This window comes from Paucibacter sp. Y2R2-4, from assembly GCF_025717535.1.
Classification (GTDB): Bacteria; Pseudomonadota; Gammaproteobacteria; order Burkholderiales; family Burkholderiaceae_C; genus Paucibacter_A.
This window is the reverse complement of record NZ_JAJIRO010000001.1, coordinates 1,272,449-1,288,200: the sequence shown is the minus strand read 5'-3', so window position 1 is coordinate 1,288,200 and position 15,752 is coordinate 1,272,449. Positions and strand designations below refer to the sequence as shown.

The window sequence follows — 15,752 nt, the reverse complement described above, 5'->3', positions numbered from 1 at the left end:
AACCAAGACACTGGAGAGATCCCATGAGAACCTGCTACGCCGGCCAAGTCAGCGAGAAGCTGCAAGACCAGACCGTTACCTTGATGGGCTGGGCCCATCGCCGCCGTGACCACGGCGGCGTCATCTTCATCGACCTGCGCGACCGCGAAGGCCTGGTGCAAGTCGTCTGCGACCCCGATCGCGCCGATATGTTCAAGGTGGCTGAAGAGGTGCGCAACGAGTTCTGCTTGAAGGTCGTGGGCAAGGTGCGCCTGCGCCCCGCCGGCACCGAGAACAACAACCTGACCAGCGGCAAGATCGAAGTGCTCTGCCACGAGCTGGAAGTGCTGAACCCCTCGGTGACGCCCCCGTTCCAGATCGACGACGAGAACCTGTCCGAAACCACGCGCCTGACCCACCGCGTGCTGGACCTGCGTCGCCCCTATATGCAAAACAACCTGATGCTGCGCTACCGCGTGGCGATGGAAGCGCGCAAATTCCTGGACGAGCATGGCTTCATCGACATCGAAACGCCGATGCTGACCAAGAGCACGCCCGAAGGCGCGCGTGACTACCTGGTGCCTAGCCGCGTGCACGACGGCATGTTCTTCGCACTGCCGCAAAGCCCTCAGCTGTTCAAGCAGCTGCTGATGGTGGCCGGCTACGACCGCTACTACCAGATCACCAAGTGCTTCCGTGACGAAGACCTGCGCGCCGATCGCCAGCCTGAATTCACCCAGATCGATATCGAAACGAGCTTCCTGACCGAACAGGAAATTCGTGACATGTTCGAAGGCATGATTCGCCACGTCTTCATGAAGGCGCTGAATGTGGACCTGGGCACCTACCCGGTGATGAAGTACGCCGATGCCATGCATCTCTACGGTTCGGACAAGCCCGACCTGCGCGTCAAGCTGCAGTTCACGGAACTGACCGATGTGATGGGCGATGTGGACTTCAAGGTCTTCTCGACCCCCGCCACCACCAAGGGCGGCCGAGTCGTCGCTCTGCGCGTGCCCGGCGGTGCCTCGATCAGCCGCGGCGAGATCGACGCCTACACCGAGTTCGTCAAGATCTATGGCGCCAAGGGCCTGGCCTGGATCAAGGTCAATGAAGTGGCCAAGGGCCGCGAAGGTCTGCAAAGCCCTATCGTCAAGAACCTGCACGACAAGGCCGTGGCTGACATCCTGGCCCGCACCGGCGCGCAAGATGGCGACCTGATCTTCTTCGGTGCCGACAAGGCCAAGATCGTCAATGACGCCATCGGCGCCCTGCGCCTGAAGGTGGGCCACAGCGAATTCGGCAAGGCCAATGGTCTGTTCGAAGACCGCTGGGCACCGCTGTGGGTGGTGGACTTCCCGATGTTCGAGCACGACGAAGAGAACGACCGCTGGGCGGCCGTGCACCACCCCTTCACCGCGCCCAAGGATGGTCATGAAGACCTGATGGTCACCGACCCCGGTGCCTGCATCGCCAAGGCCTACGACATGGTGCTGAACGGCTGGGAACTGGGCGGCGGCTCCATCCGTATCCACCGCGCTGAAGTGCAGAGCAAGGTCTTCGACGCGCTCAAGATCAGCAAGGAAGATGCTCAAGTCAAGTTCGGCTTCCTGCTGGACGCGCTGCAGTACGGCGCTCCGCCGCACGGTGGCCTGGCCTTTGGCCTGGACCGCATCGTCACCATGATGACCAAGGCCGAGTCCATCCGCGACGTGATTGCCTTCCCCAAGACCCAGCGCGCCCAGTGCTTGCTGACCGGCGCACCGAGCAATGTGGACGACAAGCAGCTGCGCGAGCTGCACATCCGCTTGCGCAACGCGGCAGCGGCAGCACCGCAGGCTTGAACTCGAGAAGGCCGCCCCTAAGCCAGCGTTTCTAACGCCGGCTTCTGACGGCTCCACTTGGGTGCCTCGCGCACCCCAAAAGGCAGCTTAGGCTGCCTTTTTTTCGACCTGATTTTCTTGCGGCCAATCAGCAGTGAAGTGCAAGGGCCAAGTGCGAAGGTCATCACCGACCGAGCCTCTCTCCGCTATGCTTTGGGCATGAGTGTCCAAGTCCTTGCCCCTGCGATGAGCCGTCCTTACAAGATTCCTGAATCGGTGCTGGTGGTGATCCACACGCCGGATCTGCAGGTCTTGATGCTGGAGCGAGCCGACCAACCCGGCTTCTGGCAAAGCGTGACGGGTTCTAAAGACGCCGAAGACGAAGTGCTGCTCGAAACGGCCCGGCGCGAGGTGCTGGAAGAAACCGGCATCAACTCGCCCTTGGAGAACTTTCACGATTGGCGCTTGGCCAACCGTTATGAGATATACCCGGTGTGGCGGCACCGCTATGCCCCCGGCGTGACTCACAACACCGAGCATGTGTTCGGTCTGCAGGTTCCAGCGGGCACGGCGGTGCGCCTGGCCCCGCGCGAGCATCTGCAGTACCGCTGGCTGCCTTGGCGCGAAGCGGCCGATTTGTGCTTCTCGCCGTCCAATGCCGAAGCCGTGCTGCACCTGCCGAATCAGCTGAGTCAGGAGTCTTGAGATGAGTGCAGGCAATGCCTTCAGCCATTCGGTCCTGCCCACCAACAGCCAGTTCAGCCGGCCGCATCTGCGTGTTGCGACCTACAACATCCACAAGGGTGTGCGCGGCATGGGGCCGCAAAAACGCTTGGAGATTCATAACCTCGGCATGGGTGTGGAGGCCTTGAAGGCCGACCTGGTGTTTCTGCAAGAGGTGCGCCATTTCCATCACCGCGAAGCCCGGGAATTTCAACGCACCTGGTTCGGCTGGCCCGATCAAGGCCAGGCGGAGTTCCTGGCGCCAGATGGATACGAGGTGGCCTACCGGACCAATGCGGTGACCAAGCACGGCGAGCATGGCAATGCCTTGCTGTCGCGCTTTCCGCTGGGTGATGTCGGGCACCATGATGTGTCGGATCATCGTTTTGAGCAGCGCGGGCTCTTGCATGTGCCGGTGCAATGGCAGGGCCTGGAGGTGCACACCGTGGTGGCTCATCTGGGTTTGATGCACAGTGGCCGGGTGCGTCAGGTGCAGCGCCTCGGCGAGTTCATCGCCAAACATGTGCCGGCCGATGCCTTGCTCTTGGTGGCCGGTGATTTCAATGATTGGGGCGAGCGTCTGGATGCGCCCATGCGTGAGTCCGGCTTGCAGCGCGCCGTGCCACCGCAGGGCCGCGGGCGCCATGCGACCTTTCCATCGCGGCTGCCGTTTTTCTCACTGGATCGCATCTACACGCGGGGCTTGCGCTGCGTGAGCATGCAGGTGCCCAAAGGCCCCGCCTGGGCGCGCATGTCCGATCACCTGCCGCTGCTGGCCGAGTTGGAGCTTGAGTAAGTCTGGTGGGTCTGCGCAATTGAGCTCCTTGTCCGATTCCGATCCGTTGCTGTCCTGGCACGCCGTGCCCAAGGCCGAGTTTGTCGGCGGCAATGAGGTCCAGTTGCTGCGTGGGGGTGATGAGTTATTTCCTGCGCAGGCGCAGGCCATCGCTGGGGCGACCCATGAGGTCTGGCTGGCCACTTATATCTTTCACTTCGACGCGGCGGGCGCTGAAGTGGCGGCGCAATTGGTGGCCGCAGCCCGGCGCGGGGTACGGGTGCGGGTGGTGGTCGATGGCTTTGGTTCTCGCGCCAGTCTGCCCTGGCTGCAAGCGCAGTTTGAGGGCAGCGGGGTGGCCTTGGCGGTGTTTCGCCCCATCGACCGCTGGTACAGCTGGTTGCAGCCAGGGCAGTTGCGGCGCCTGCACCAAAAGATATGCGTGGTGGACGGCGAGCATGCCTTTGTCGGCGGCATCAATGTCATTGGGGACCGGGTCGATCTGAACCATGGTGATACCGAGCAGCCTCGGCTGGATTTCGCTGTGGCTGTTTGCGGGCCCTTGGTCGCGTCTGTCGCTCAGGCGGTGCGGGCGGTTTGGAGCCGCGCCTGGTTGGGGCGAGACTTTGGCGAGGAGTTGCTGGCCTTGGTGCGCAGTGCCGAGCCGGGTGTCCGGCTGCGCCGGCTGGTGCAAGGACTGCGCTTGCCCAGAGCTGGGCGTCGCTCTTGGCTGAAACCAAAGGACGATGCGGCAAGCGATGAGCCTGCACTAGCTCCGGTCTGCGCGGCCTTTGTGCTGCGCGACAACCTGCGCCGGCGCCGCACCATTGAACGCGCCTACATCGACGCCATTCGGTCCGCTCAGCGCCGGGTCGATCTCATCACGCCATACTTTTACCCTGGTCATGCCTTTCGCAAGGCCTTGCGGGATGCTTCACGGCGCGGCGTGCAGGTGCGTTTGCTGCTGCAGGGCAAACTGGACTACCGCATTGCCGGCATGGCCGCGCAGGCCTTGTATGCCGAACTGCTGGGCCACGGCGTGAGTATTTATGAGTACACCCCGGCCTATTTGCATGCCAAGGTCTGTGTCGTCGATGAGAGTTGGGCCACGGTCGGCAGCTCCAATATCGACCCGCTCTCGCTGCTGCTCAATCTGGAAGCCAATGTGATCGTGCAAGACGCTGAATTCGCGCGCCATGTGGCGGCTGAATTCGATACGGCGGCACAGGTCTCGCGGCAGGTGGATATGGACTCGCTGGGTGGCGTCGGCCTGCGTGGCGTGCTGCGTCGTGCCTTGGTGGCTTGGGCCGCCTATGTCTATTTGCGAGTGGCAGGGGCCACCGGGCGTTACTGAGGCCTGATTCGAGGCGCTACTTCAGCCAGGCCTCGATGCCGAAGCTGTAGCGCTTCAGTTGGGGGTTCAGGTGCTTGCTGTGGGGGCGAAAGTCCAGCTTGCCCAGGTCAGGGCTCGAGCCCTGACCGAAGCGAGTCAGAAACTGTCCTGCTTGCGCCGGGTCAAACAAGACAAACATCGGCCGCACTTGCTCCAGGCCTTCGTCGCTGAAGTCGCGTCCGTGGGCATGGTCGTAAATCATCACCAGGGCCCAAGCACCGGTCATGAAATGGCCTCCGGCCAGTGCGCTGAAGCGGCCGTCAATGCGTGCTTGGAGTGCTTCGGTCGAGGTGTTGATGGACGACACCAGCAGGTCCCGACCCGGCCTGAGGCCTTGGGCCTCCATGGCATCAACGGCGCCCAAGGCCATTTGATCGCTGGCGGTCCACAGCAGTTGAACCTGCGGATGGCGCTGCAACAGCGTTCGTATTTTGCTCTTGGCCAGATCGCGCCGCCAATCGGCAAAAACGGTTTCCTTCAACTCCACTTGCGGGTATTCGGCCACCGCTTGGCGCAGCCCCTCGTTGCGTTGAATCGATGTTGGTGTCGATCGGTCGCCGGCGATTGCCAGCATTTGCAAGCGGCTGCCGCTCGGTACACGCTTCTCGTCCAGCGCTTGCTGGATCAGCGCGCGCGCCGTGAGGTAGCCGGCGTCGCGACCGCGCGGCTCCAAGCTGCCCAGCAGCAGGGGCAGGCCCTTGCGCGGCGCCCATTGCGAGCGCTCTTGCGGCAGCAAGCCGCTATAGGCTGCAAAGGTCTTGATGCCGACCGCTCCTAGGGTCTGAGCATTCTCGACCAAGGTGCCTTTTTCGTTCACCAGGATCACATAGTCAGGCCGCTGGGCGCTGGGTCTTTGGGCAATTTGCTGCGCAATCAGGAGCGCCCGTGCCGGCTCGCGTTCGGCATACAAGACTTCAAGCTTGACCCCCAAGCTATCGGCAGCCGCCTGCGTGGCCAGGCTGGCGGAGAGCCAAAACGCTTCATCCGAGCGCCCGGGGTTGATCATTGCGACGGTCAAGGCCTGCGACCACGTCGCCATGCACGGCAGCAGCAAGAGCAGCAGGGCGGCGCGAAGCATGCGCATAAGGGCAGGTCCAGTACGGCGTCGGCGGGCCTGTATTGTCAGCCCAATGTGCTGCTGCTCCGCCGCTACCGCGCTGCCTCCCTACTGGCTCAGGAAAACACCACCAAGCCGCCGACGTCTTGCGTCAACTGGCTCAGCTTGCCGCTGCCAACCAAGTCAAACGCATGCTCGATATCGGGTGCCAGATAGTGGTCGGTCGGCATGGCCGGGCATTGTTCGCGTACCAAGGCATAGACCTGCTCCAAGGCAGCCGAGCTTTGCAGCGGACGCAGGAACTCGAAGCCTTGGGCGGCGGCCAGCAATTCGATGCCGATGATGTGGCCGGTGTTGTCCAGCATCTGGCCCAGACGGCGCGCGCCGAAGGTGGCCATGGAGACATGATCTTCCTGGTTGGCGCTGGTGGGCAGGCTGTCGACGCTGGCCGGGTGGGCCAGGCTCTTGTTTTCGCTGGCCAGGGCGGCGGCAGTCACGTGCGCAATCATGAAGCCCGAGTTCAGACCGGCGTTGGCGGTCAAGAAGGGCGGCAGGCGCGACACGCCGGCGTCGATCAACATGGCGATGCGGCGCTCGGCAATCGCGCCAACTTCGGCGATGGCGCAGGCCAGCGCATCGGCGGCCAGGGCCACCGGTTCGGCGTGGAAGTTGCCGCCGCTGACCATGGTGCTGGAGCCGTCTTCATTGGCAAACACCAGCGGGTTGTCGGTGACGGCATTGGCTTCGCGCAAGAGCACATCGCGCACATAACGCGCTTGGTCCAGGCATGCACCCATCACCTGCGGTTGGCAGCGCAGGCAGTAAGGGTCTTGCACGCGCTCGTCGCCCTCTTGGTGCGAGGCGCGGATGGCGCTGCCGGCCAGAATCTGGCGATAGGCCGCGGCGGCCTCGATCTGGCCGGGTTGGCCGCGCACCTCGTGGATGCGGGCGTCGAAGGGGCCGTCGCTGCCGCGTGCGGCGTCCAGGCTCAGGGCGCCGCTGACGATGGCCGCGGCATAGACGACTTCAAAGCGCAGCAGGCCTTCCAGGGCCAGGGCGGTGCTGGTCTGGGTGCCGTTGATCAAGGCCAGGCCTTCCTTGGCCTGCAGCACCAGCGGGGCAATGCCGTGCTTTTGCAGCTCGGGCAGGGCCGGCACGCGCTGGCCGTCGACCAGCATCTCGCCTTCACCCAGCAGGGCCAAGGTCATGTGCGAGAGCGGCGCCAGGTCGCCCGAGGCGCCCACCGAGCCTTGCGCGGGTACATAGGGGATCAGGCCGGCGTTGAAGACCGCCAGCAGGCTGTTCACCACTTCTTCGCGCACGCCGGAGTGGCCGCGCGCCAGCGAGGCCGCCTTGGTGGCCAGCATCAAGCGCACCACCGAGGGCTGCAAGGGCGCACCGACGCCGACGCAGTGCGAGCGGATCAGGTTGAACTGCAGCGTGGCCAGGTCGGCCTTGCTGATGCGGGTGGAGGCCAGCTTGCCAAAGCCGGTGTTGACGCCGTAGACCGGGGCGTCGCCGGCGGCCGCGGCCTGCACCACGGCGGCGCTGCGGCGGATGATGTCGGTGGCGCTGGCGTGCAAGCTCAAGCGGACATCGCCGTTACGGATGTGGCGCAGTTGGTCCAGCGTGAGGTGGCCTGGGGTGATTTCGATATTCATGGGTCAGCTCTTTGTTCGCGTTATGGGATGGCTTATTGATCGAGCATCGGCATGTTCAGGCCACGCTCGCGAGCGGTGGTCTTAGCGATTTCGTAGCCGGCATCGGCATGGCGCATCACGCCGGTGCCAGGGTCGTTGTAGAGCACGCGCGAGAGGCGCTGCGCGGCAGCGTCGGTGCCATCGGCCACGATGACCACGCCGCTGTGCTGGCTGAAGCCCATGCCCACGCCGCCGCCATGGTGCAAGCTCACCCAGGTGGCTCCGCCGGCGGTGTTCAGCAAGGCGTTCAACAGCGGCCAGTCGGAGACGGCGTCCGAGCCGTCTTGCATGCTCTCGGTTTCGCGATTCGGGCTGGCCACCGAGCCGCTGTCCAGATGGTCGCGGCCGATGACGATGGGGGCTTTGAGCTCGCCGTTCTTCACCATCTCATTGAAGGCCAGTCCGGCGATGTGGCGCTCGCCCAGGCCCAGCCAGCAGATGCGTGCCGGCAGACCTTGGAAGGCGATGCGCTCCTTGGCCATGTCCAGCCAGCGGTGCACATGGGCGTGGTGCGGGAACAGTTCCTTGATCTTGGCGTCGGTCTTGTAGATGTCTTCCGGGTCGCCAGACAGCGCCACCCAGCGGAAGGGACCACGGCCTTCGCAGAACTGCGGGCGCACATAGGCGGGCACGAAGCCGGGGAAGTCAAAGGCGTTCTTCACGCCTTGCTCCAGCGCGACTTGGCGGATGTTGTTGCCGTAGTCGACGGTCGGGATCCCCATGGCCTGGAACAGCAGCATGGCTTTCACATGTTCGGCGCAGCTGGCGGCGGCGGCCGCCTTCAGCTCGGCGTGCTGGGCCGGGTCGACGGCGGCGGCCTTCCATTGCTCCACGCTCCAGCCGGCCGGCAGGTAGCCGTTGATCAGGTCGTGGGCGCTGGTTTGGTCGGTCACCAGATCGGGCTTGACGCTGGGGTCGGTTTTGCAGCGCTCGGCCAACGCGGGCAGGATGCGGGCCGCATTGCCCAGCAGCGCGATCGAGATGGCCTTGCCCTCGGCGGTGTACTTTTTGATGCGGGCCAGCGCGTCGTCCAAGTCGGTGGCCTGCTCGTCGACATAGCGGGTCTTCAGTCGGAAGTCGATGCGGCTTTGCTGGCACTCGATGTTCAGCGAGCAAGCGCCGGCAAAGGTGGCGGCCAGCGGCTGCGCGCCGCCCATGCCGCCCAAGCCCGCGGTTAGCACCCAGCGGCCCTTCAGTGAACCGCCATAGTGCTGGCGGCCGGCTTCGGCGAAGGTTTCATATGTGCCTTGCACGATGCCCTGGGTGCCGATGTAAATCCAGCTGCCGGCTGTCATCTGGCCGTACATCATCAAGCCCTTGCGGTCCAGTTCGTTGAAATGATCCCAGTTGGCCCAATGCGGCACCAGATTGGAGTTGGCGATCAGCACGCGCGGGGCGTCGGCGTGGGTCTTGAACACGCCCACCGGCTTGCCCGACTGCACCAAGAGGGTTTCGTCGGCTTCGAGCTTCTTGAGCGACTCAAGAATGGCCTCGAAGCAATCCCAGTTGCGCGCGGCCTTGCCGATGCCGCCGTAGACCACCAAGTCATTCGGGTTCTCGGCCACCACCGGGTCCAGGTTGTTTTGGATCATGCGGTAGGCGGCTTCGGTCAGCCAGCTCTTGCAGCTGAGTTCAGTGCCGGTGGGGGCGCGAACGACGCGAGCCTGGGCGGGAGTCTTGGACATGAGCTTCTCCAAACGAGTGAAATGGGCTTGGTGGGAGGGGGCTTGGTGGATGGGCAGGCATGGGTTTTGAGGCCCAGGGCGCTGCGCTGAAAGTGCGCGAACTCTACTTGTCTATACAAGTACAGTCAAGTACGATCCAAACCATGGTCAGAAAATCTCCCGCCGGCCCCGAGCCGCAGTACCAGAAGGTGCAAAACCATTTGCGCGAGCGCATCGCCAGCGGCCATTGGGTGGCTGGCGACCTGCTGCCTTCGGAGGCGGAGTTGGTGCAGACCTTTGGCGTCAGCCGCATGACGGTGAACCGGGCGCTGCGCGAGTTGCATCAGGAAGGGCTGATTGAGCGGGTGCAGGGCGTGGGGACTTTTGTGGCGCAGCTGCACCGCATCTCCTCCACGCTGACGGTGCGCGATGTGCATGACGAGATCGCCGAGCGCGGCCATCGTCATGAGGCGGTGGTGCATGAGTTGAAGCAGGTCGCGGCCAACGCCGAACAGGCACAGCTGTTTGAGATAGCCGAGGGTGCGCCGCTGTTCCACAGCTTGATCGTGCACCTGGAGAACGGCGTGGCCATTCAATGCGAAGACCGGCTGGTTAACCCGGCCAGCGCGCCGGACTATCTGAGGCTGGATTTCACCCAGACCACGCCCACCCATTACCTCTTGGAACTTGCGCCCTTGAGCGAAGCGCGTTACACCATCGAGTCCAAATTACCCAGCGCCCAGGAAGCCAAGCTCTTGGGCATTGACCGCCGCGACCCCTGCTTGGTGCTCTTGCGCACCACTTACAGCCGGGGCCGGACGGTGACCACGGTGCGATTGACCCACCCGGGCTCGCGCTATTTGTTGCAGGGGAGTTTTCAGGCATGAGTTGGAGTTTGATCAGCGCGGATGATGTGGCCGCGCAGGCTTGGAAGAATGGCGGCGGCCAGACTCGCGAGCTGCTTGCTTGGCCGCATCTCAGCGATTGGATCGTTCGCATCAGCGTGGCGGGCATTGAACGCGATGGCCCGTTCTCGGCCTTTGACGGGATCGAGCGCTGGTTCGCGGTGTTGCAAGGCGAGGGTGTGCGGCTCGGTGATCTGGATTTGCGTGCCGGCGACGGCCTGCATCAGTTTGACGGTGCGCTGGCGCCGGCCTGCAGCCTGCTCGGCGGTCTGACCCGCGACTTCAATCTGATGCATCGGCGCAGCCGCGGCCAGATGCAGGTGACCCCCGCCAAGCAAGACCTGACCCCAGCCGCCGGGCATTCTCATTGGGTGGGCCTCTTCAGTGCCGAGGGCGGCCGCCTGATTCACGGCGGGCGAGCCATGGCGCTTAAGCCTTTGAGCTTGGCCTGGTGCGAGAGCCCGGTCGCGCAGCTCTGCCAGTTCGAGGGCACAGGCGCAGCTTGGTGGATGGTCTGGAGCGAATCCTCTTCAGGAGCTTAAAGCGATGAGACGTACCAAACTCTGGCGCAACGCCAAACTGGTGACCCTGGCCGGCGATCAGCCCTGGGGCTTGTTGGAGCAGGGCGCTTTTGCCTCGCAGGGCGAGCATCTGCAATGGGTGGGGCCCCTGGCGGATTTGCCTGAGGAACTGCGCGCTTCGGTCGTCAGCGAAGTGGACTTGGGCGGCGCGGTGGTCACGCCCGGCCTGATCGACTGCCACACCCATCTGATCTATGGCGGCCAGCGCGCTCATGAGTTCGAGATGCGCTTGAATGGCGCCAGCTACGAAGAAATTGCGCGCGCCGGCGGCGGCATCCGTTCCACCGTGTCCGCCACTCGCAATGCCACCGAGCACCAGCTCTACGCGCAGGCGGCGCACCGCGTCTTGAAGCTGCTCGCCGAGGGCGTGACCACCTTGGAGGTCAAGTCCGGCTACGGCCTGAGTCAGGCGGCCGAGACCAAGATGCTACGCGTGGCGCGGCGCCTCTCCGGCCTGGGCGTCGATGTGCGCACCACTTATCTGGGCGCGCATGCCTTGCCGGCCGAGTTTGAGGGCCGGCAAGATGAATATGTGCAGGCGGTGTGCGACTGGCTGCCGGCCTTGCGCCGCGACGGCTTGGTCGACGCGGTGGATGCGTTTTGCGAAGGCATAGGCTTCAGCCCGGCGCAAACGCGCAAAGTCTTTGAGGCGGCACGCGCCTTGGGCCTGCCGGTCAAGCTGCATGCCGAGCAATTGAGCGACCAGGGCGGCACCCAGTTGGCGGCCGAGTTTCAGGCCCTGTCTTGCGATCACTTGGAATACCTGAGCGCTTCCGGCATCCAGGCCATGGCCGCCAGCGGCACGGTGGCGACTTTGCTGCCCGGCGCCTACTACTTCCTGCGTGAAACCCAGCTGCCGCCGGTGCAGGCGCTGCGCGATGCCGGCGTGCCGATTGCGATTTCTACCGACCACAATCCTGGCACCTCGCCGACCTTGTCTCTACTGCTGATGCTGAACATGGCCTGCACCCTGTTCCGCTTGACGCCGGAAGAAGCGCTGCGCGGCGTGACCGTCAATGCCGCCAAGGCCTTGGGCCTGGCCGACCGAGGCCAACTGGTTGCGGGCCAGCGCGCCGACTTCTGCGTCTGGGACATCGAGCACCCGAACGAGCTGTCTTACTACTTTGGCCGCAATCCGTTGCGCCAGGTGGTGCGGGGCGGTGCCGAGCGAAAGTAAGTTTGTCTGTCCGTCTGTCTGTAGCGATAAGCCAAGAACCATGAGCGACCATCCCGTCTTTCAACTCAGCCAGGGCCGTACGCCCTTGCTGATCAGCATGCCCCATGTGGGCACCGCCATTCCTGCCGATCAGGTCTCGCGTTATCAGCCGCGCGCCTTGGCCACCGAAGACACCGATTGGCATTTGGAGCGGCTCTACCGCCCTATCGCTGAAAGCCTGGGCGCCAGCGTGATCGTCCCGCATTACTCGCGTTTTTTGATCGACCTGAATCGCCCGCCTGAAGACACGCCTATGTATCCGGGTGCCAGCAATACCGAGCTGTGCCCCACGCGCTTCTTCAGCGGCGAGCCGCTCTACCTGCCGGGCCAGGAGCCCGACGAGGTCGAGAAGCTGCGTCGCCGCCAGTTGTATTGGCTGCCCTATCACCGGGCCTTGAACGCCGAGCTGCAGCGCCTGAAAAACCTTTTTGGCTATGCGCTGCTGTTTGACGCGCACAGCATCCGCTCCGAGCTGCCCTGGTTGTTTGAGGGCCGTCTGCCAGATCTGAACCTGGGCACGGTAGAGGGGCGTTCATGTGATCCCGCCATCACGCAAGCTTTGGGCGCGGTGCTGGCCGGTCAGGGTGACTACAGTCAAGTGGTCAACGGTCGCTTCAAGGGTGGCTACATCACCCGCCATTACGGCCAACCCGAGCAGCAGCAACACGCGGTGCAGCTGGAAATGTGCTGGCGCTGCTATATGGAAGAGGCGCCGCCTTACGTTTATGAAGAAGCCCATGCGGCCCAGGTGCGACCCTTGCTGCAAACCTTGTTGACCGAGTACTTGAAGTGGAAGCCGCAGGCATGAGTGAGCGTTTCTTTTGGGCCGAACAAGCCTGGGTCGAGGGCCGTTGGCAGCGCGATGTGGCGCTCACGGTCGGGGCTAACGGTCACTGGCAGCAGATCGAAGCCGGCCGGCCTTTCGCCGAGGGCATGCAGCGCTTGGCAGGCCCGGTGCTCCCCAGTCTGGTCGACACCCACAGCCACGCATTTCAACGCGCCTTCGCCGGTCTGGCCGAGCGGCGCGAGGCCGGGGACGATGATTTCTGGTCCTGGCGCGACCGCATGTACGGGCTGGCGCTGAAGCTCAGCCCCGAGCAGCTGCGCGATGTGGCGGCGCAGCTCTATCAGGAGTTGCTGGCCGGCGGCTACACCCAGGTCTGCGAGTTTCATTACCTGCAGCACGCGCCGGACGGCCAAGCCTATGCCGACGAGCTGGCCATGAGTTGGGCCCTGGCCGATGCGGCCGCCGAGGTCGGCATCGGCTTGACGCTGCTGCCGGTGCTGTACGCCCGCTCGGGCTTTGGCCAGCCGGGCCTGCGGGAAGATCAGCGCCGCTTCAAGACCGATGCCGCCTGGGTCTGGGCTGCCAACCAGCGTATCAATGCGGCCCAGCGGCCCTTGTTGAATGCCGGTGTGGCCCTGCATTCCTTGCGAGCGGCCAATAGCGACGATATCGAAGCCCTGCAGGCCTTGGTGGGCGAGGCTGACATTCCCATCCATATCCACATCAGCGAGCAGCAGCAAGAAGTGCGCGACTGCCTGGCCGCCACCGGCCAGCGCCCGATGCAATGGCTCTGCAGTCGCTTCTTACCCGACGCCCGCTGGCATCTGGTGCATGCCACCCACAGCACCCGGGACGAGATCGCTCAAGTGGCGGCCTCGGGCGCCAGCGTGGTGATCTGCCCCGGCACCGAGGGCAATTTGGGCGATGGCCTGATCGACCTGCCGGGTTGGCTGGCGGCCGGGGTGCCGATCAGCATCGGTTCGGACAGCCATGTCACCCGTAACTGGGTGGAAGAGTTGCGTTGGTTGGAGTATGGCCAGCGCCTCGGCCTGCAGCAGCGCAATGTGGCGGCCGCGCCAGGGCGCCAGCCCAGCACCGCGGCGCGTCTGTTTGAAGCGGCGCGCCAGGGCAGCGCGGCTCCGGCCGGGTTCAAACAATGGGGCCTGGAGCAGGGCGCCCGGGCCGATTTTCTGGTTCTGGACCCGCTGGCCAGCGGTGTCGCCGGCCTGCCGGCCGAGTCGGCGCTGGAAGGCCTGGTCTTTGCCTCCCAGGGTCAGGTCTTGCGTGAAGTCTATGTGGCGGGCTGCCTGCGCTGGCAACCGGCGCAGCCCTTGGCGCCCACGGCCCAGAGCGCCGTGACCGAGCGATTCATCCGCACCATGCAAGCGCTGGTCTGAGCCGCGCCCCGGCTCCTGCTTCTGTTGCAATTTGGCAGGTTTCTCCGCTGTTTATCTCTTTTGTGCGAGCAGCGTATCGAATATATTGGTCGATCAAGAGGGCTGTTCGCCCCAGGAGCCGACGATGCTGAATCTTCAGGATTTCACGGTACGCGCCCGCTTGTATGCCTTGGCCACAGTGTCAATGCTGGCCTTGTTGCTGGTGGGCGGTATGGGTTTGTACAGCCTCAACGAGTCCACGGCGGCCTTCAAGCATTTTGTCGATAACGATAACCAATCCTTGGTCTATGTCTCGGTGCTGCGGGCCGAAGCCGGCAATTTGCGGCGTTATGAAAAAGACATGGTCATCAATCTTGAAGACAGCACGGCCATCGCGAAGTACCGCGCCGACTGGGCCAAGTCTTACGACAAGTTTCTGAAAGCCGAGCAGGACATGGAGAAGCTGGATCTGCCGCCGATCGAGCGCGAGCTGATGAAAGCAATTGAGGCGGGCTTGAAGCAATACCGGGCCGAAATGGAGCCCTTCATGAACAAGGTCGGCGAGAAGGCCTTCAGCGACCCTGCAGAAGCCAACAAGGCGCTGGGCGCGGCGAAGAAGGCGATACGCCCCTTGGAAGAAAAGTTGGCTGAACTGGTGGTGGCCATCGACAAAGATTCAGATGAGGGCATCGCGGAAATCGCTGCCCATGAGAAAAAGATCCGGCTGAGCTTGATGCTGATTGTGGTGGGCAGTTTGGTGCTGATCGGGTTTTACACGCTCTTCAACATCCGGTCGATCTTGCAACCGCTGAGTGAGCTGCAAAGCTCTGCCGAACGCATTGCCGGTCAAGACTTGAGTGAATCCATCGTTCCGCGCGGCAAGAGCGAAACTGGTGATTTGATGCGTGGCGTCAAGGCCATGCAGGACTCTTTGCGCGAGGTGGTGGGCAATGTGCGCAATGCCACCGACAGCATTGCGACGGCCTCGGCCGAGGTGGCGGCGGGCGGCCATGATTTGAGTCATCGCACCGAGCAGGCTGCATCTAATTTGGAAGAAACCGCTTCGGCGATGGAGCAACTGACGGCCAGCGTCAAACACAATGCCGAATCAGCCCGGCAAGCGAATCAGCTCGCCAGCGAGGCGGCCAGTGTGGCCCAGCGTGGTGGCGATGTGGTGGGCGAAGTGGTCAGCACCATGAGCCGCATCAGTGCTTCGTCCAACAAGATCAGCGACATCATCTCCACCATTGACGGCATTGCCTTCCAGACCAATATCTTGGCGCTGAACGCGGCGGTGGAAGCCGCACGCGCGGGCGAACAAGGCCGAGGCTTCGCGGTGGTAGCCAGCGAGGTGCGCTCCTTGGCGCAGCGCTCGGCCGAGGCCGCCAAAGAGATCAAGGGTTTGATCACCGCCAGCAGCGAAAGCGTGGAGGCCGGTGCGGCCTTGGTGGAGCGTGCCGGTGGCACCATGCAGGAGGTGATTGCCTCGATCGGGCGGGTGGGCAGTATCGTGGCCGAGATCAGCCATGCCACTGCGGAACAAAGCACCGGCATCGGCCAGATTGGCCAGGCGATCAGCCAGCTCGACACCATGACCCAACAAAACGCGGCCCTGGTGGAACAGTCGGCGGCGGCGGCGCAAAGCCTGCAGACTCAGGCCGACGAGTTGGCCAAATCGGTGGCGGTCTTCAAGCTCTGACGCCCGGCCTGAAGCGTCATAGAGCGGCATAGAGCGGCATCAAGCGGCAGCCAGCGGCATCTAGCGCCCTTCAA

13 protein-coding genes are annotated in these 15,752 nt (G+C 63.8%); 10 read left to right on the top strand and 3 right to left on the bottom strand.

What is annotated here, in order from left to right; all coding sequences use genetic code 11:
• Positions 1-23: 23 nt before the first annotated feature.
• The 4 genes from aspS to clsB all read left to right on the top strand — a co-directional run bounded on the left by aspS (position 24) and on the right by clsB (position 4,654).
• Positions 24-1,823 (top strand): aspartate--tRNA ligase, encoded by a 1,800-nt coding sequence (gene aspS, locus LNV06_RS05555; protein WP_263537213.1) that lies wholly within the window; start codon positions 24-26, stop codon positions 1,821-1,823.
• Positions 1,824-2,048: 225 nt separating this feature from the next.
• Positions 2,049-2,507 carry a dihydroneopterin triphosphate diphosphatase gene (gene nudB, locus LNV06_RS05550; protein WP_263537212.1) on the top strand — a complete coding sequence of 153 codons (459 nt, stop codon included), beginning with the start codon at positions 2,049-2,051 and terminating at the stop codon, positions 2,505-2,507.
• 109 nt (positions 2,508-2,616) lie between these two features.
• Positions 2,617-3,321: an endonuclease/exonuclease/phosphatase family protein gene (locus LNV06_RS05545; protein ID WP_263537523.1), complete on the top strand. Its 705-nt coding sequence runs from the start codon at positions 2,617-2,619 to the stop codon at positions 3,319-3,321.
• Positions 3,322-3,349: 28 nt separating this feature from the next.
• The gene (gene clsB / locus LNV06_RS05540) at positions 3,350-4,654 is read left to right on the top strand and encodes a cardiolipin synthase ClsB (RefSeq protein WP_263537211.1); all 1,305 of its coding nucleotides are present in this window, start codon (positions 3,350-3,352) and stop codon (positions 4,652-4,654) included.
• 16 nt (positions 4,655-4,670) lie between these two features.
• Here clsB and LNV06_RS05535 read toward each other — a convergent pair whose 3' ends face one another.
• The 3 genes from LNV06_RS05535 to hutU all read right to left on the bottom strand — a co-directional run bounded on the left by LNV06_RS05535 (position 4,671) and on the right by hutU (position 9,135).
• Complete coding sequence (locus tag LNV06_RS05535) at positions 4,671-5,777, bottom strand: ABC transporter substrate-binding protein (RefSeq protein ID WP_263537210.1); 1,107 nt, start codon at positions 5,775-5,777, stop codon at positions 4,671-4,673.
• An 89-nt stretch (positions 5,778-5,866) separates the two neighbouring features.
• The gene (hutH, locus tag LNV06_RS05530; protein ID WP_263537209.1) at positions 5,867-7,411 is read right to left on the bottom strand and encodes a histidine ammonia-lyase; all 1,545 of its coding nucleotides are present in this window, start codon (positions 7,409-7,411) and stop codon (positions 5,867-5,869) included.
• Positions 7,412-7,443: 32 nt separating this feature from the next.
• Complete coding sequence (gene hutU, locus LNV06_RS05525) at positions 7,444-9,135, bottom strand: urocanate hydratase (protein WP_263537208.1); 1,692 nt, start codon at positions 9,133-9,135, stop codon at positions 7,444-7,446.
• Positions 9,136-9,278: 143 nt separating this feature from the next.
• Here hutU and hutC point away from each other — a divergent pair, with 143 nt between their 5' ends.
• The 6 genes from hutC (at position 9,279) to LNV06_RS22545 (ending at position 15,678) form a co-directional block, all read left to right on the top strand.
• Positions 9,279-10,001 carry a histidine utilization transcriptional repressor HutC gene (hutC, locus tag LNV06_RS05520; RefSeq protein WP_263537207.1) on the top strand — a complete coding sequence of 241 codons (723 nt, stop codon included), beginning with the start codon at positions 9,279-9,281 and terminating at the stop codon, positions 9,999-10,001.
• On the top strand, positions 9,998-10,561 hold the full coding sequence (locus tag LNV06_RS05515; RefSeq protein WP_263537206.1) for a HutD/Ves family protein: 564 nt from the start codon (positions 9,998-10,000) through the stop codon (positions 10,559-10,561). Before hutC ends, LNV06_RS05515 begins: the two co-directional genes overlap by 4 nt.
• 4 nt (positions 10,562-10,565) lie before the next feature.
• Positions 10,566-11,777 carry an imidazolonepropionase gene (gene hutI, locus LNV06_RS05510; RefSeq protein WP_263537205.1) on the top strand — a complete coding sequence of 404 codons (1,212 nt, stop codon included), beginning with the start codon at positions 10,566-10,568 and terminating at the stop codon, positions 11,775-11,777.
• 40 nt (positions 11,778-11,817) lie between these two features.
• Entirely contained in the window at positions 11,818-12,624 is an 807-nt protein-coding gene (gene hutG, locus LNV06_RS05505; protein ID WP_263537204.1) for an N-formylglutamate deformylase, read from the top strand.
• Positions 12,621-14,000, top strand: coding sequence for a formimidoylglutamate deiminase (hutF, locus tag LNV06_RS05500; RefSeq protein ID WP_263537203.1), 1,380 nt, complete (start codon positions 12,621-12,623; stop codon positions 13,998-14,000). The genes hutG and hutF overlap by 4 nt, the downstream gene beginning before the upstream one ends.
• 124 nt (positions 14,001-14,124) lie before the next feature.
• On the top strand, positions 14,125-15,678 hold the full coding sequence (locus LNV06_RS22545) for a methyl-accepting chemotaxis protein (RefSeq protein WP_318013439.1): 1,554 nt from the start codon (positions 14,125-14,127) through the stop codon (positions 15,676-15,678).
• Positions 15,679-15,752: the final 74 nt, after the last annotated feature.

Excerpts from the sequence above, each read along its gene's own strand:
- hutI (WP_263537205.1), top strand. The coding sequence starts at position 10,566 with ATGAGACGTACCAAACTCTGGCGCAACGCCAAACTGGTGACCCTGGCC.
- LNV06_RS05515 (WP_263537206.1), top strand. The coding sequence starts at position 9,998 with ATGAGTTGGAGTTTGATCAGCGCGGATGATGTGGCCGCGCAGGCTTGG.
- hutF (WP_263537203.1), top strand. The coding sequence starts at position 12,621 with ATGAGTGAGCGTTTCTTTTGGGCCGAACAAGCCTGGGTCGAGGGCCGT.
- hutG (WP_263537204.1), top strand. The coding sequence starts at position 11,818 with ATGAGCGACCATCCCGTCTTTCAACTCAGCCAGGGCCGTACGCCCTTG.
- aspS (WP_263537213.1), top strand. The coding sequence starts at position 24 with ATGAGAACCTGCTACGCCGGCCAAGTCAGCGAGAAGCTGCAAGACCAG.
- LNV06_RS05545 (WP_263537523.1), top strand. The coding sequence starts at position 2,617 with ATGGGGCCGCAAAAACGCTTGGAGATTCATAACCTCGGCATGGGTGTG.
- hutC (WP_263537207.1), top strand. The coding sequence starts at position 9,279 with ATGGTCAGAAAATCTCCCGCCGGCCCCGAGCCGCAGTACCAGAAGGTG.
- hutH (WP_263537209.1), bottom strand. The coding sequence starts at position 7,411 with ATGAATATCGAAATCACCCCAGGCCACCTCACGCTGGACCAACTGCGC.
- LNV06_RS22545 (WP_318013439.1), top strand. The coding sequence starts at position 14,125 with ATGCTGAATCTTCAGGATTTCACGGTACGCGCCCGCTTGTATGCCTTG.
- hutU (WP_263537208.1), bottom strand. The coding sequence starts at position 9,135 with ATGTCCAAGACTCCCGCCCAGGCTCGCGTCGTTCGCGCCCCCACCGGC.
- nudB (WP_263537212.1), top strand. The coding sequence starts at position 2,049 with ATGAGCCGTCCTTACAAGATTCCTGAATCGGTGCTGGTGGTGATCCAC.
- LNV06_RS05535 (WP_263537210.1), bottom strand. The coding sequence starts at position 5,777 with ATGCGCATGCTTCGCGCCGCCCTGCTGCTCTTGCTGCTGCCGTGCATG.